Origin of the sequence: Neobacillus drentensis (assembly GCF_036965425.1) — a bacterium.
In the GTDB taxonomy this organism is placed as follows: Bacteria; Bacillota; Bacilli; order Bacillales; family Cytobacillaceae; genus Neobacillus; species Neobacillus drentensis_F.
Map to the genome: position 1 here is coordinate 18,236 of NZ_JBALPP010000046.1, position 15,389 is coordinate 33,624.

The window sequence follows — 15,389 nt, forward strand, 5'->3', positions numbered from 1 at the left end:
CTCCAATCAACAGGGGTTAAAAAATCAACAATGAGCTTTAACACAGCCTAAATAGAAAAAGAGCGGCTATGCAAGCCGCTCTTTGATGAAAAGGGATGGCGCCCAATAAATTTAAATAACAAATACAACTCTATGGCTTCCTCCCATAGAGTTGTGTTTGTTCATGGATTAATAGAATGAGCAAAATGTTAACAAAAACAAAGACAACAATGATAAAGTAAATCATTGCTACGGCGGTGTTGGGATTTAACATAATGCCCAGCATCGCCCCCATCATTCCGCCCATGATGCCCGAAAGGACACCGTTTAATGAGGCGGTAAGGGAGACGGGTTTACCGGTTAGATGTCCGACCAGTATTCCGATGGATACCGCGATAATTGTGGGAAGGGTTAAATCATTATCCTGGAGACTAATGCCTAAAATCGTCCCAAGGGTGACGCTTGCTATCATGGAGCTCGACATGCTAATCATCATGCCCGTCATCGTGGTGATCCGTTTCCTCTTTTGATACGTTAGGTAGGTAACATAACTCGTTAGGAGAAAAACTAACAGTATGCTTAACAAAAGTACCATTGCCTTCTCCCCCTTTTTTAAAAGCAATATATGATACTTTTTTGAGAATTATGATACCTATCCAACTTTAGTCATAGTCCTGCCTGACGGTGCATATTGTTAATATCATGTTAAAAAGTGTGAAAAGGTTGTTGATTTTTCACAATTTATTCACATTTAGATGTTGTTTATAGAGAAAAAATAATTTAACCTAACAATAGGGGGTGCGAGAATGCTGCCAATAGAACGGAGACAACAATTGTTAGAATGGCTGAAAAAAGAAGGCACGCTTTCGATTACAGAAATCAGTAAGCGCCTTCAGGTCTCTGAAATGACCATTTATCGAGACATTAAGCCGCTTATAGATGAGAAAAAAATCATCAAAACTACCGGTGGAATCAGCTTAGCTCCGGCTGTGGATGTTTCCTCGACCGCATGTACATATTGTCTTAAAGAAGGAAATAACCGTCATCCGTTTCAAATCATCACCCATGATTTAAGGGTAGAACAGCTATGCTGTCCACATTGCGGGTTACTAAGATTTAAGGATATAGAAAAAGAAGTCTCGCAAATTATATGCCGTGATTTCCTCCAAAATACGACCATCAGCGCAAAAATGGCCCACTTTTTAATGGATGCGGATTTTAATTTAAATTGCTGCCAGCCGCAAGTATTGACGTTTGCTTCGCTTAAACAGGCCGAGCAATTTCAAAAAGGCTTTGGCGGAATGATTCTTTCGTTTGAGGAAGCAATCGAAGAAACCCAAGCAAGAATGAACGGTAAGAAGGGCTGTTGCTGCAATAATAGAGAGGGAATGGTCGAATGAGAGTAAGCAGGAATCTTTTTCTCCTAATTCCAGTCCTATTTGTTTTTCTATTTCCGACCTTTCCTTCCGCCCATGCCTATATTAAAAAATCGGCGCCAACAGAAAATGAGGTATTCGATGAACCGCTGCAAAAAGTAACGATTCAGTTTGATGAACCGATTCAGCCTGATTATCATTCGATCGAGGTATTCGATTCTAATGGGAAGCGGGTGGACCAAAAGAATGAGAGAATCGATTCGAATGATCCTTCCATCATCGAGGCGGATTTGAAAAGCGACCTGCCAAACGATACCTACAGCATCCAATGGAGAGTGGTATCCGGTGATGGCCATCCGGTTGAAGGGGTAATTCCTTTCCAAATCGGGCACGATTCCAAGGGTTCTGCCACCACCCAAGGGTCGAAAGGGTATAAGCCTAAATTGGATTTAATCCTGATTCGCTGGCTGCAATATATGAGCAGCGCCGGTTTTGTTGGAATTCTGTTCTTTTACCTATTTGTCCTTCCAAAGGAATTGAGTCAGAACACATGGGTTCGAAATCGGTTTACAAAAATAATCGTCTATTCGTTCATAGCCTTATGCTTCAGCATTATAATGAGCTTGCCGCTCCAGGCAACGATTGAATCGGGTTTATCGTGGGGGAAGGTCTTCCACGTTAAAGTATTAGGGGATTTGTTGACGAAGAGTGTGTTTGGGAAAACATGGATCACAGCCATTGTGATGCTGCTGATTCTCTGGCCGTCAACATTTTTGGTGTGTTATAAACCTTTTCAAAAACAAATATGGGTTTGGATTTCGCTTGCCTTTGGCATCGGGATGTTAAGGACGAAGACCTTTACCAGCCACGCCGCCTCTTCCAAAAGCGGTTTGCTTCCGTTGATCATGGACTTTGTTCATTTACTGTCGGCCTCGATTTGGATTGGCAGCTTAATAGCACTGATTGCCTTGCTTCCACTGCGAAAAAAACAAGCCTATTTTGAAACGGTACGCCGGTTTTCCAAATGGGGCATTGCTATCGTAATCATATTATCCGCAACCGGTGTTTACGGCAGCTTGTTATACATTCCAAATTGGCGGTCGCTTTTCGTTACGGATTATGGAAAGGCCTTGCTGGGGAAGGTGCTGCTCCTAGTCATCATGATGCTATTTGCGGGGGTTAATTTTTTAAGAGGAAAGCGTAATAATGAAAAAGGAATTGCACGTTCGTTATGGGGGGAAATGTCAGCCGGAATCATCGTTCTGATTCTGTCTGTGATCCTGACGAATCTGCCGACCGCGATGGCGTCGCCCGGGCCTGTGAAGGAAACGAATAAAGTTAAAGCAAGCAGCATTACGTTTGCGGCGACACCGAATGTCATTGGAAAAAATACCTTCGAGGTATCCTTGAAAGACCGGAACGGCCGCCCGATTAAGGCGGTTGAGCAGGTCACGCTGACGTTTACTTCGCTTGAGATGGAGATGGGGGACGACACGGTCCGGTTATCGAAGGTCAAGGATGGCAAATACAGCTCTAAAGGGTTGAATTTCAATATGTCGGGCCGCTGGAACGTCCGTGTTCACGTCCTAACCAAGGATTTAGAAACAATGGATACTGATTTTAAGGTTCTTGTAGGGAGCCAATAGAAGAGGAGATATGAGGATGAAACGAATTTTAAAAGCATTTTTACCAACAGTTTTGGGGTTATTCTTATTTGCGAGTGTCGCAAGTGCTCACGTGACCGTTGTTCCGAAAACATCAACAACAGGTGCCTGGGAAGCGTATACGGTGAAGGTTCCAGTTGAAAAAGAAGTAGCGACAACAAAGGTAACCATTAAGGCGCCAGCTGGAATTGAAATTAAGTCATACCAGCCGGTTCCTGGCTGGAAGTATTCGGATGAAAAAGATGAAAAGGGCATTGTTAAAACATTTACGTTTGAAGCAACAGGCGAGGGCATTTTGCCTGGTCAATTCCAATCCTTCACTTTCGTAGGGAAAAACCCTGACACGGCAGGCAAGGCCGCTTGGGATGCTTTTCAATATTACAAAGACGGCAGTGTTGTAGAATGGACTGGTGACGAAGGGGCGGATTCCCCTCATTCGATTACGGATATCGTGGCCGGTGCGGCAGAGACCGATCATCATGACGCAAAAGTGGAAGAGCCGAAAAAAGAAGAGGTAAAAGGTGCAGAGGATAAGGAAGACTCAGATTCTAATTCACTTCCATTGATTTTATCGATTGTTTCCGTGGTGTTATCATTGGGCGCGCTAGTGGTAGCGGCTCGTAAAAAATAAATGGTTTAAAAAATGACCTATTCAGAAGCTGAATAGGTCATTTTTTTGATGGGGTCTTACTCACCTGAATAAGCAGTTCCCCATACGATTAAAAGTTCAGTCTCATCTGCATAAATATAGACAGACCCAGTATCGATATCACTAGTTTCGCTAGCTTGAGCTTGTGAAACGTATTGATTTAACTGATCTTCATTTTCTGGAAATCCTAATGCAAGAGCCTCTTTTTTCAATAACTCTCCATATGTAGAATCACCAGCAACGTACCCATCAGCAAAAGCATACCCGATGTTTTCTTCACCATGGTATAAAAAGTACGCCTCTGTATCTGCATCATATTCAACTGTTACATCGTATGGAGCAGCTACTTCGTTCAATTTATTTAATGTTGGGTTATCTTGTATAACCGCACCGTCAGCACCAATTTGCTTGCCTTCAATCGTTGTATTGGCTGCCATAATGCCAGTGTTGTAGAAATAATACGTTTTTCCGTTAATGCTATTCCAGCCAATCGCCATTTTACCGGAAGTAGGATTTAAATAGTACCACTTGCCGCCTGATTGAAGCCAGCCTGTTTTCATGGTTCCGTTTGCATTCATGTAATACCAGTCAGAACCAGACTTCACCCAGCCCGTTTTCATCGCACCTGATGCATCAAGGAAATACCATTGAGTGGAAACTTTCACCCAGCCTGTTTTCATGGCACCGCTGGCATCGAAATAATACCATTTGTTGCTGACTGAAACCCAGCCTGTTTTCATGTAGCCATTTGCATCAAAGTAATACCACTTGCTGTTTAGTGAGAGCCAGCCTTTTTGCAAAGCTCCTTTTGCATTGTAGTATGTCCAGTAAGAACCTTTCTTTACCCACTGATTATGGTACTGGACAGCAGTGGTTCCGCTAGTTGCTGCGAAAGATGATACTGGTGAAGAAAGGAGTGTAAGACCTGCAACTAATGTTACAGCTTTTAATGTTTTTTTCAATGTTGTGCCCCCTAATATCTGATTCTAGAGTATTTTACTATTAAAATATGAATCTAGTAAATTGATATTTTCACCCAATTTTTAATCTAATTTTAATCTTTGAAAATGAATCTTTTCGTAAACTTTGTTGCTTTTAGAACGTATTAAGGGTCATTTACAAAGTTTCTAGGCAATTTTCGCAAATGTTCTTACGAAAAGATGCCACGAAGGATAATGTTTTATACGGGTAGATGAACATATACGAAAAACAACAATCTTAGCAAAAATAGCCTTTAAAAAAGAAAAGCTGATTGGATCTTCTCCAATCAGCTTTCGCTATTCCCTGACAATTCTAATTGTGTCCTTAATTCATTACGAACGCGCTGCTTTTCTTCAGTTGAAACCAATCCATAATAGATGTGATTGATCATTTTTCCTTGTTCTTTTAATTCCATTTGCTGAATCGAAGTTCCAACGTGCTTATAGCCTTGTTGGATGGCAACCATTTGATCAAATGTCAGGTTCGTTTTAACGTTATTACCAAGAACGGTAAAAATATCGGAAAACTTAGTTAAGCTTGAAAGACTCGCGCCTTCCTTGACGATTCCTTCAATGATTTGTCTCTGTCTTGATTGACGGCCAAAGTCACCTCTAGGGTCTTCATGTCGCATTCTTGTATAGCTTAAGGCTTCTTTGCCGTTTAGCGTTAACTTGCCCTTGGCAAAATGAATACCATCTTGGGTAAAATCAAGGTCATTTTGGACGGTTACGCCGCCAACGGCATCGACCATTTCCGTGAAGCCCTCCATATTGACTTGAATGTAATAGTCAATTGGAATATCAAGAAAGTTTTCAACGGTATCCATCGCCATTGGAACTCCTCCAAAAGCGTAGGCGTGGTTAATCTTGTCTTCTTTCCCTTTTCCGACAATCTCGGTTCGGGTATCACGCGGAATGCTGAGCATTTTCACGGAATTGTTGTTAGGGTTGACGGTTAACACAATCATCGTATCGGAGCGGCCTTTGTCCCCTTTGCGCTCGTCCACACCAAGCATTAAGACTGAAAATGGATCTTTAGCCTTCACTTCGACAGGCTTGTCCCGTTTTTTAGATTGTGTTCGTTCAATCGGCTGATGCATTGTTTCAACCGCGTTATTTAAAGATTTATATACAGTGTATCCGTATGCCACTCCACCTAGTAACATAATGGCAAGTATGGCACTGGTCACTTTCATCCATTTTTTGCTTTTCCTTTTTTGAGATCTCATAAAAAAACCTCCTAAAAACTTACAAAGTTTATTGCAATTGCTATTAAGTTTAGCAAAATTATTTAACGAGTGATATGTAAAAAATATGGAAATAGTAAAGTGAATACATTTTTGGACTAACTTAATAGAAACATAAGTGTTAGACCGTTTCATTGCCCGAAAAGCAAAAAGCAAGCATCCAAGGTAAATGAAAAGGTGTTTCATTGCCCGAAAAGCAAAAAAGCGAGCATCAGAGGTAAATGAAAAGGGGTTTCATTGCCCCAAAATCAAAAAAGCATGCGTCCATGTTAAATGAACCCGAAAGCCCAACAATTCAAACTATTGTAACTATTCTTCTCGCATGATAATCTTGAGGATGTATATATTTGATTGAGGTGAGAAGAATTGAACACCAAAGCTTTTATTATGGCATCCATCACTGTCATCATTTGGGGCTCGACATTTGCGGCGATTCGGGTAGGCTTGCAGGGGGGCTATTCCTCCGGACACTTGATTCTCAGCCGCTACCTAATTGCATCAGCCCTTTTTGCTATTTATGCCTTATGGCCGGGGACAAAATTCAGGCTGCCGAAAAAAGAGGATTTACTGCGAATATTAGTTCTTGGCTGGGTCGGCATCAGCATTTATCATATTGGAGTTACGTTCGGTGAACAAACCGTATCGGCCGCGACGGCAGGTATGTTAGTATCTTCTGCACCCATTTTTACCGCTCTTATTTCCGTAATTATTTTAAAAGAACGCATGGGTTTGTTTGGCTGGATTGGATTAGCTTTAGGCTTTATTGGGATCGGAATGATAACAATGGCAACAGCAGGTCCGTCCTTTCAAATATCGAAAGGCTCCTATTTAGTGCTCATGGCCGCTGTGGCAACCTCAGTGCTGTTTGCTTATCAAAAACCACTTTTGAAACGCTATACATCAATGGAATTAACTGCCTATTTCACATGGGCCGGAACGCTGCCATTTTTTATATTTTTCCCTGGGCTGCTTGAGGATATCAAACATGCGTCAATGGAGGCCAATCTGTCAGCGCTTTATATTGGAATTTTTCCGACGGCTATCGGTTATGTCACATGGGCAATGGCACTCGGGGCAGGAAGGGCTGCCGCTGTTACAAGCATGTTATATATTGAACCAGTAGTTGCTATACTCGTTGCGGGAATTTGGCTGAATGAATGGCCAACACTGATTTCGATTAACGGTGGTGCGATTGCGATTGCCGGTGTCATTGTTGTTAATTTGCTAGGGTCAAAGCAACAGTCAGCTGTAAAGGAGTCACAAAAGTTCGATGTAACCTAAAAACAAATATTTTAAGGGTTGAAAGTTTATAGACAATTTGGTAAATTAGAATAAATGAAAAAGGCTATGTGTAACTGGCGAAACACGGATCACCGTGAGGGAGCACATAGTGTCGCAGCCGTTCGCCTGGGCAGAGGTAAGGGATTTTATCCCTTGCCTCTTTCTGTTTTCTAGGAAACCACCACAAGCGAAAAGGGGAGAATAAGGATGAACACAACAACTTTAGAAAAGGTCAAAACGATTAAAACGCTCAATAATATTTCTGAAAGCGGGCTTAAGGTTTTTCAAAAGGGTCAATTTGCTATCGATAATGACTGTGAAAATCCAGATGCCATATTGGTTCGAAGCTTTAACATGCATACATTAGAAATCGGCGACAAGGTCAAAGCCATTGCCCGTGCAGGAGCGGGTGTCAATAATATTCCGGTTACTCAATGTACGGACCAAGGAATCGTTGTCTTCAATACCCCTGGTGCGAATGCGAACGCGGTAAAAGAAATGGTGCTTACCTCTTTGATGGCTTCATCCCGTAACCTTTTTGCGGGAATTGCCTGGACCAAGACGTTGGAAGGTGAGGGTGCTCAAATTCCAAAGCTGGTTGAAGCAGGAAAGAAGCAATTTGTCGGAAAAGAAATTAAGGGGAAAACCCTAGGTGTTATTGGCCTGGGTGCGATCGGCGCACTTGTTGCAAATGATGCGCTTGATTTAGATATGGATGTGATTGGGTTTGACCCGTTCATCTCTGTTGATACGGCTTGGAACTTGTCCCGCAATGTTCAAAGAGCGATGACGATTGATCAGTTGTTTACGGAGTCTGATTATATTACGGTCCACGTTCCGTTAACGGAGGATACAAGGGAAATGTTTAATCAAGCCACTTTTAGCCTGATGAAGCCTGGCGTTCATATATTGAATTTCTCACGCGGCGAGCTTGTAAATGAAGCTGATATGGCTGCGGCCCTGGAAAGCGGTGTGGTTGGCAAGTATATCACCGATTTTCCGAATGAAAATGTGCTAAAAATGAAAAATGCTATTCCTATTCCTCATCTTGGAGCATCTACTCAAGAATCGGAGGAAAACTGTGCGATTATGGCTGCCCGTCAGGTGAAGGACTTTCTTGAAACAGGAAACATCAAAAACTCAGTCAATTTTCCAAACGCGTCCCTGCCGTATACCGGAAAGCGCCGGGTTACAGCTTTCCATCATAATGTTCCTAATATGGTTGGCCAGATTACCTCTGCGATCTCTACCTACCAATTGAACATCGCAGATATGGTCAACAGAAGCCGAGGGGATTATGCTTATACCATCATCGATATTGATAACAAAGTAAACGGCGATATCATCCCTAGCTTGGAAGAAAAAATTAAGCAGATTGCGGGTATTGTTAACGTCCGGGTTATATAAGTTAGAAAAAGTAATTAAATTTAAAGGGCGCTGAAATAGCACAAGGCATTCTCCTTCGGGTCCTTAAGGACAAAACTAGCCTCGGGAGCAAGCAAAATGTCCTTAATAGCGCTTCTTGAGGACAAAACTAGCCTCGACAGCAAGCAAAATGTCCTTAATAGCGCTTCTTAAGGACAAAACTGACTTCGTAAACAAGGGAAATGTCCTTAATATTCTCAAATTTAAAAAGACGACTTTCATTCAAGCCTATGAATGCAGAAGGTCGTCTTTTTTTAGTTTTTTAAATGCCGTGCCTACAAATTTAAAGAGCTTGACCCTAAACAAGAAAACAACACCAGAGTGATGTAAATCATATATAAGTTTTTGGATCAAGTGAATTTGGAGGCAGAGGTCATTCATGGTGACCTCTTTTTCCTTTTTATCACTTTCTCCGACATTCTTCTTTTCAATCAACTCTATAAAAAGCTTCATATTTTTGAAAAATACTACAAATATCCCAACAAAAAAACAAAATATTACAAAAATAGACATAGAAATAGGTATAAAGCCCTTGTATAATATTGGTAGATAATGAAATAGACTCGGGGGCAACCAATCTGGAAGGATAAGGACGCGAAGCTATAGGGGCTAAAGGAGGAAACAACTACGCCGGCCAGTTGCGAAGTAAGAAAAAGGCCCTTCTTGTCATAATGGGTCTTTTTTGTCTTCTAAATCAGAAAAATAGGGAGAGTGAAGAAGGATTATGAAAAGAGTGTTGTTCATTTTATTTTCAGCAGCCTTGTTTTTAGGAGTAGGGTCGCCTGCTTTTGCTGCTGGGGACGAGGATGTACAAAAAGCTTTAGAGTTAATCAATAAGACCAACGAGGATATTGATGCAAAAATTGAAAAAGCAGTAAAACATGCGGACGAGGTACAAGCTGATTATCTTTTTGAAATTCGCAGAATTGAAGAAGGAGATCAAGTAGTTAAATTAAAAGCCGATAAAGAAAAGGTTTTATCCGATTTAGCTGCTTCTCAAAATGATGTAAAAAAACAAGAAGAGCTAAACAAAAAAATAGTTGAAATTAATGCGAAGCTAGGTGAGAAGCAAGCTGAAATTAATAGCAAAATCACCGAAATTAAAGCGGATATAAACGAAGTTACGGCTCAGCTTATGTCTGCAGATGATAAGGATACAAAAAAGTTAGATAAAAAAATGAGTAAGCTAGAAGCCAAGTTAAATGAAAAATCCATTAAATATCAAGAAAAAACAGAAAAGTTTACAAAAGATCTTGATAAGGTCATCACAGATATTTACAATGAAACTCTGAAAATGTCCGCTGAAACGATCAAAAAAGTGGCTGAAAAAGGTGTAAAAGCCGAGTGTAGTTGGAAGCTCGTCCGTTTTGCTGATAAGTGGGTATGGATCGATCCTATCCGTATAGTTGGATGCTGACTTTTTTCTAACATTTCTGAATAATGTATAGTAAAATAAAAACGAGTCCATAATTGAACTCGTTTTTATTCGTTGTAAGGTGGGATACCATGGAAGGCTTTAAGATTGGAAAAAAAGGCTCCTTTCTCGAGAAAGTAGATTTTGAGAATAATGGAGTATTTAGTTTGCTCACTCGTGGGGATGGGGTCGAAATTGTCCGCCAAGAAATCGAAGAAGGCAGAATGTTCTATGTTTATCCCAGTGAAAATACAAACGCTCTGGAGTTTTATTATCTTCTATCAGGAGAAGTCGTTTGTGAACTAGATAATTATAGACATATTTTAGGTCCTGAGGATTATTTTTCAGCAAGAGGTCTTAAAGAAGCGATCCACTTTACCGCCGTATCCAAAGTAACCATACTGTGTATCTATACTGAACAAACCTTTGTCCATATAAGTAAAGATATTTCCTCTCTGATGGAGATAACGAAACAGGTGGAATTAAAAGATCGATATACATTTAAACATAGTGATCGAGTTGCAAAATATTCAGTGAAAATAGCTAAAAAGTTAAAATTAACCAAAGAACAATTAGAGAATCTAACCGTAGCTGCTGTGCTCCACGACATTGGGAAAATTCATGTTCCGATTGAAATTTTAAATAAAACTGGCAGATTAACGGATGAAGAATTTGAAATCATTAAAAAGCACCCTGTGGATGGTGCAAACATGATCAAGGGTTCTTATTATCAGGAGCTTGCTCCAATTATTGAACAGCACCACGAACGTTTAAATGGAAGTGGTTACCCATGTGGGTTAAGCGGGAATGACATTCTTTTAGAGGCGAGAATTATTGCCGTTAGTGACACCTTCGATGCGATGACCGAAGATCGGGCCTACCGGAAAGCCTTTAAAGAAAAGATTGCGATTGATGAACTTAAGCGCCTGGCCGGAACTCATTATGACCAAGAAGTAGTATCGGCTTTCGATGAAATATTAAGAGAAGAAGGACGTATTCAATAATTTGAACAGAGGGCTATTAAAAAGTATGGAATCCAAGGCGATTCCATACTTTTTTTGAAATGATTGCCTCTAACTTAGATATCGGAATAATTAACAACGAATCTGGAGTAAATCGAGCGCCTCGTGAATGGAGTTAACATTCACGTTTACCGTGTACTGTCCCATGAAATTAATCCCGATGGAAAAGCCGGCTTGCTCGAACATGGGAATGTCATTTTCCCCATCGCCGATTGCGATGACATCTTCCTTTTGCCAGCCCTCCAATTTTAATAGATGGGAAAGGGCATTGCCTTTATTGACTAGTTTTGGCGCAATATCAATGGAGTCCAGGTGTGTATAAGAGACGAGTTTGGATGTTACCTCATCATTTTGAAACAGCTTGGCTACCATTTTTTTTAAGGCAGGCATGTCCTCATAGTCTTTTGGAAAGGCGGTCACGCTGACGGCATTAGGCTGGAACCAGATTTTATCACCTAGGCTAGTGATTATTTCATTTTTGATGGAATGCAAGATTTCATGTGTCTCCAGGTCCACATCCGTGTCGATGACCTTAAGCGGCGGAACCGAGCAGCCGTAATAGATGTTTAACCCATTTTCCCCAATAATGATGGGGGCTTTCAGGCCCGCTTGACGAGCTAGACCTGAAAGATAGATGGCCGGTTTCCCAGACACAAACGCAATTTTCAAACCACTATTTTCGAATTGTTTTAACCGTGAGACCGTTTCAAAAAGAATCGGTTCATTGATCAAGGCTAAGGTGTTATCAATATCAAATGCTAGTAATTTTATCAATGTTGTCCCCTCATTACTAACGTTAAAATGCTTCCTGGAGCAAAAACGTCGCTTTTATTCTTTCCTTGAATTGGTCGATTCCTTCAAATGGTTCAATGTGAGGAAATTTCGATTGTAACGCAGGAATTTTATCCGCTTGTCCTGTTTTTTCATAAAGAACCGTTTGTAATAGCAAAGCTTTCACCACATAAACACCATGACTAAGCGAGGTCTTGCGGATGAACCATTGGCGGGCCAGTTCGATTGCTTCAACTACCTCGTCATAGCGCTCCAATTTAAACAAGATCACCGCTTTATGGTAATAGGCTTTCCCTACGCCCGATTTATAGCCAATTTCACCGAAGAGCTCAATGGCCTTATCGATGGAATCGAGCGCCTCATAAAGATCCCCTTTATTGAGGGATATGGTTGCAAAGCATCGATAAGAATTGGCGATTTCCATCTTCTTTTGGATTTTTGTATTGATTTCGAACGCCTTGTTCGCATAATAGGCTGCCTTTTCAAAATCCATATATGCGTAAGACTCAGCTAAATCATTGTAGATACGTCCTAAATTGATTAAATCATTTCGTTCCCGGTAAACGTGAAGAGCTTGATAAAAAATATCGATCGCTTCTTGATACCGTTCTTGAACAAAATAAACTTGTCCGTACGTAGTATGGATTTCAGCCCAAAGATTTTTCAAGCCTTTCTGATGAGCGATCTGGATTATTTCCTTAAAGCCTTTGTCTGCTTCAATAAAGTTCCCTTGTACGTATTCGCGGTCAAGTAAATGGCGTTTGGCATTCAAATAAAATTCACTTTCGGTTTCCAAGGAGGCTTTTTGGAAAAGTTCGCGGTAGGTTTGATTCGCAATATCCACTTCGGCAAATTCTCTTGCTGTATTGGCAAACTCCAAATCAACCAGCAACTGCTCCCGTCTTGGTAAATGTTCATTTAAATGGGTGCGAATATAGCCAAATTGGTCAAAGGCTTCCTGCAATTGCCCTCTTTCCTTATAAATAAGCGCCAGTAAATAATGGACTTTACTCTTAAATAAAGGATCTTCAACCACTTCTAAGTAGTTTTTTAAAACGAGCTCGGAAAAATCTAATTCCCCGTATGACACAGCTTGTTCTACTGCTGCTACAACAATCCCTATCGTTTCATACTGCAGGTTTTGAAAAAGTTCCTTGAGTATGGTTTGTCCCTCATTTTTGCGAAACAGGTCTGTTAAAAAAGCAACCGCGGAAGGTCGGAAATCCTCATTTGTAAAAATGTCGTTTAGCAATTCGTATTTGCTCCGTTTATATAAGAGCTGGATTAGATTTTCGGTAATAAATTCGTTCGGCTGATCAAGATGCTGAAGACTGTAGTCAATCAGCAGGTCCTGATAGTCCGCTAACTCATCATCGCTGAAGGAATACTCGTAATCAGGGTTCCGTAAGTATTCGGAAAGCTTTTTATGATAAAGCTGGATTTTCCCGCCAAAGGAAACGAGGAATTGTTCCAGCTTCCTTAAGCTTTTTACGATATGATGCTTCCGTACCTTTAGTATACTAGAAATCATATTGAGGGAAAGTCCTCCGGCCGAACAGCTAAGGAGACCAAGTAGGTCTATTGCAACATAATCTTCTGATTGCTGGAGTTTATAAACGAAATGCTCGAAAACTTCTTCAATGGAACGTGGGATTTTCTTCACGTTGACGTCCTTCAATGAGCCGATTTCCTGCAAGATTCCCTTTAATAGAAGCGGATTCCCTTGAGAGTAGTGAAATAGCGATGAAACTAAGTCTTCATTCACATGCTGGTGAACCGTTTGGATTACTTTCCGGACTTCGCCAATCGTCATGGTCGGAATTGTGTACTCTTCGGTAACCTTACTTTTCAAATTAATTAACTGGTTAATCGGCCGTGATAGCATCAATACATAAATATTGGACGGCAGGTATTCGGGAAAATAACTCAAGGTCAAGTGGTCCTCTGAGCCATTTAACTCATCCAATCCATCGATGATGAGGAATTCGTTTCTGCCTTCTTTTAAAAGCCACTCGGAGTAGGATTCGATTAATTGCGTAAATTCTCTTTTTAAATGAATCGGATCCTCGGAGGGCTTGATTTCCAGATGCATTTTTTGCGCGATTTGCTGAAAAAGGGATAGAATCATTGCCGATTCATCGTTCCGGCCGGCATTTCCGGAAATAAAATGGTGGACCGACTGATAGTTCAGAACCAAATCCGCTGCGATCGCTGTTTTCCCTTGTCCGGGTGAGCCAATCATGAGGAGATACCCGCTTGAATGGCTTTGTTGAAATTGAGCGATGGTTTCCTTCATATCCTGGCGTTCTACATAATGCCGGGAGTAGGTTTGCATTAATGTTTTTTGATCCTGGAAATAATAATCCTTTTTTTCAATTTGTACAGGCTGGTCGGACTGATGCATTTGTTCATTCATTTGAAGCATTTTGTCTAATACTTGTTTAAACAGTTCAAACCACATTAGACGCGATTCTTCATTTTCATTGATGGAAATTTTATGTGTTTTCGCTGTCGTGTTAATGCCGACATATTCGAGTTTTTTTAATTCATGTTTATTGATTTTATTTTCCTCGTGTAAAAATAAATACTCTTCCCATCGATCTTCTATGTAATCATAATAGGTTAATGGTGATAACAATAAGGGATCGTATTGGCTAATTCCATTCTTTTTTAAGAGGAGAATTTCTTCCTCATTCGTTTTAGTAGATATTTGAAGCTCCTGGTCCTTTTCATTAATAGAATCACCCATAAAGTCATTGAAAACCTTAATCAAATAGCCGTCCTGTTCGATTTCGATGGGGCTGATCATCGTATAGTTTGATAGAAACTGGAGACGTTCTAAAATGGTAATCAAATGCCCAATGTACTCTTCATATAATTCCTTATATTCTAAAGGGCTTAACCGAAAGGAATGCCCTTTTTTCTTATTTCTTAAGGTAATTAACTGGTCAAACAATTGAATTGTTTTTCTTTCGAATAGAAAAGGGGCGAGTTCAGGGATAAACATGTCTTCTGGCATATCTTTATAGACTCTTGTTGTTTCACGGAAAATTTCAAACCAGTGGCCGAGGGAGAGCTTCTTCGTCAGCAATTCACTTATCCTATGATTTAATGACTCCTGTTGCATGCCGTTCTTTACATAAGAAGACAGAGAAACAATACTTAAATAGCGGGTTGTCATTTCAAAAAGGTCAATCATGGATACAAAAAGAGGTTCATAGTTTTCCTGGCCTCTTTTGACAAGCCGTTCTTCTTTTGAAAATTTTTTATAGTATACAGCAATGGGGAACGGATAAGAATGTTTAATCTTATGACTCAACGAATCATCCATCTTTGTCTCTCCTTGTTTATAGTCAAATCAATTTAGGGTGGCTGATATCATTAATGTGAGATATTACCATGATAAGAAAGATTATATCTCTTAATAGAAAAAAAATCATCTAAGTTGTGAGTATCGTTCTAGTTAAAATTGCTTAGTGGTTCCCCCTAATAAAGGTATGCTTTTTTTATTATTACTCCATTGAGGAAAATACGAATATTTTTTAAAGAACCTGAATACT

General features: G+C 40.3%; 12 protein-coding genes and 2 riboswitches. Of the genes, 7 read left to right on the plus strand and 5 right to left on the minus strand.

Annotated features, from left to right (window positions below; genetic code table 11):
* Window positions 1-130 precede the first annotated feature (130 nt).
* Window positions 131-574 carry a hypothetical protein gene (locus tag V7161_RS12950; RefSeq protein WP_335445527.1) on the minus strand — a complete coding sequence of 148 codons (444 nt, stop codon included), beginning with the start codon at window positions 572-574 and terminating at the stop codon, window positions 131-133.
* A gap of 211 nt (window positions 575-785) precedes the next feature.
* On the opposite strand from V7161_RS12950, the gene V7161_RS12955 reads away from it, so the two are divergent.
* Genes V7161_RS12955 through V7161_RS12965 form a run of 3 tightly spaced genes read left to right on the plus strand, consistent with a single transcriptional unit; the run spans window position 786 to window position 3,650 of the window.
* Entirely contained in the window at window positions 786-1,379 is a 594-nt protein-coding gene (locus V7161_RS12955) for a DeoR family transcriptional regulator (RefSeq protein ID WP_335445528.1), read from the plus strand.
* Complete coding sequence (locus V7161_RS12960) at window positions 1,376-3,001, plus strand: FixH family protein (protein WP_335445529.1); 1,626 nt, start codon at window positions 1,376-1,378, stop codon at window positions 2,999-3,001. Before V7161_RS12955 ends, V7161_RS12960 begins: the two co-directional genes overlap by 4 nt.
* A 16-nt stretch (window positions 3,002-3,017) precedes the next feature.
* Window positions 3,018-3,650 carry a YcnI family copper-binding membrane protein gene (locus tag V7161_RS12965; RefSeq protein ID WP_335445530.1) on the plus strand — a complete coding sequence of 211 codons (633 nt, stop codon included), beginning with the start codon at window positions 3,018-3,020 and terminating at the stop codon, window positions 3,648-3,650.
* A 56-nt stretch (window positions 3,651-3,706) separates the two neighbouring features.
* Here V7161_RS12965 and V7161_RS12970 read toward each other — a convergent pair whose 3' ends face one another.
* Together V7161_RS12970 and tagU are read right to left on the minus strand one after the other, a co-directional pair.
* A complete protein-coding gene (locus V7161_RS12970) occupies window positions 3,707-4,630 on the minus strand; it encodes a hypothetical protein (protein ID WP_335445531.1) in 924 nt (307 codons plus the stop codon).
* 305 nt (window positions 4,631-4,935) lie between these two features.
* Entirely contained in the window at window positions 4,936-5,877 is a 942-nt protein-coding gene (gene tagU, locus V7161_RS12975) for a polyisoprenyl-teichoic acid--peptidoglycan teichoic acid transferase TagU (protein WP_335445532.1), read from the minus strand.
* A gap of 384 nt (window positions 5,878-6,261) precedes the next feature.
* Here tagU and V7161_RS12980 point away from each other — a divergent pair, with 384 nt between their 5' ends.
* The 4 genes from V7161_RS12980 (at window position 6,262) to V7161_RS12995 (ending at window position 11,019) form a co-directional block, all read left to right on the plus strand.
* Complete coding sequence (locus V7161_RS12980; RefSeq protein WP_335445533.1) at window positions 6,262-7,176, plus strand: DMT family transporter; 915 nt, start codon at window positions 6,262-6,264, stop codon at window positions 7,174-7,176.
* Window positions 7,177-7,236: 60 nt separating this feature from the next.
* Window positions 7,237-7,315: riboswitch (ZMP/ZTP riboswitch) on the plus strand.
* A 68-nt stretch (window positions 7,316-7,383) separates the two neighbouring features.
* Complete coding sequence (locus tag V7161_RS12985) at window positions 7,384-8,583, plus strand: phosphoglycerate dehydrogenase (protein ID WP_335445534.1); 1,200 nt, start codon at window positions 7,384-7,386, stop codon at window positions 8,581-8,583.
* Between the two features lie 576 nt (window positions 8,584-9,159).
* Window positions 9,160-9,247, plus strand: a riboswitch (cyclic di-GMP riboswitch).
* Window positions 9,248-9,325: 78 nt separating this feature from the next.
* A complete protein-coding gene (locus V7161_RS12990) occupies window positions 9,326-10,018 on the plus strand; it encodes a hypothetical protein (protein ID WP_335445535.1) in 693 nt (230 codons plus the stop codon).
* A gap of 89 nt (window positions 10,019-10,107) precedes the next feature.
* On the plus strand, window positions 10,108-11,019 hold the full coding sequence (locus V7161_RS12995; RefSeq protein ID WP_335445536.1) for an HD-GYP domain-containing protein: 912 nt from the start codon (window positions 10,108-10,110) through the stop codon (window positions 11,017-11,019).
* Window positions 11,020-11,109: 90 nt separating this feature from the next.
* Here V7161_RS12995 and V7161_RS13000 read toward each other — a convergent pair whose 3' ends face one another.
* Entirely contained in the window at window positions 11,110-11,811 is a 702-nt protein-coding gene (locus tag V7161_RS13000; RefSeq protein WP_335445537.1) for an HAD family hydrolase, read from the minus strand.
* Window positions 11,812-11,833: 22 nt separating this feature from the next.
* A complete protein-coding gene (locus V7161_RS13005) occupies window positions 11,834-15,160 on the minus strand; it encodes a tetratricopeptide repeat protein (RefSeq protein WP_335445538.1) in 3,327 nt (1,108 codons plus the stop codon).
* Window positions 15,161-15,389: the final 229 nt, after the last annotated feature.

What these genes read in the sequence shown, in the direction of transcription:
- V7161_RS12995 (WP_335445536.1), top strand. Translation starts at nt 10,108, where the DNA reads ATGGAAGGCTTTAAGATTGGAAAAAAAGGCTCCTTTCTCGAGAAAGTA.
- V7161_RS12990 (WP_335445535.1), top strand. Translation starts at nt 9,326, where the DNA reads ATGAAAAGAGTGTTGTTCATTTTATTTTCAGCAGCCTTGTTTTTAGGA.
- V7161_RS12985 (WP_335445534.1), top strand. Translation starts at nt 7,384, where the DNA reads ATGAACACAACAACTTTAGAAAAGGTCAAAACGATTAAAACGCTCAAT.
- V7161_RS12965 (WP_335445530.1), top strand. Translation starts at nt 3,018, where the DNA reads ATGAAACGAATTTTAAAAGCATTTTTACCAACAGTTTTGGGGTTATTC.
- V7161_RS12950 (WP_335445527.1), bottom strand. Translation starts at nt 574, where the DNA reads ATGGTACTTTTGTTAAGCATACTGTTAGTTTTTCTCCTAACGAGTTAT.
- V7161_RS13005 (WP_335445538.1), bottom strand. Translation starts at nt 15,160, where the DNA reads ATGGATGATTCGTTGAGTCATAAGATTAAACATTCTTATCCGTTCCCC.
- V7161_RS12955 (WP_335445528.1), top strand. Translation starts at nt 786, where the DNA reads ATGCTGCCAATAGAACGGAGACAACAATTGTTAGAATGGCTGAAAAAA.
- tagU (WP_335445532.1), bottom strand. Translation starts at nt 5,877, where the DNA reads ATGAGATCTCAAAAAAGGAAAAGCAAAAAATGGATGAAAGTGACCAGT.
- V7161_RS12960 (WP_335445529.1), top strand. Translation starts at nt 1,376, where the DNA reads ATGAGAGTAAGCAGGAATCTTTTTCTCCTAATTCCAGTCCTATTTGTT.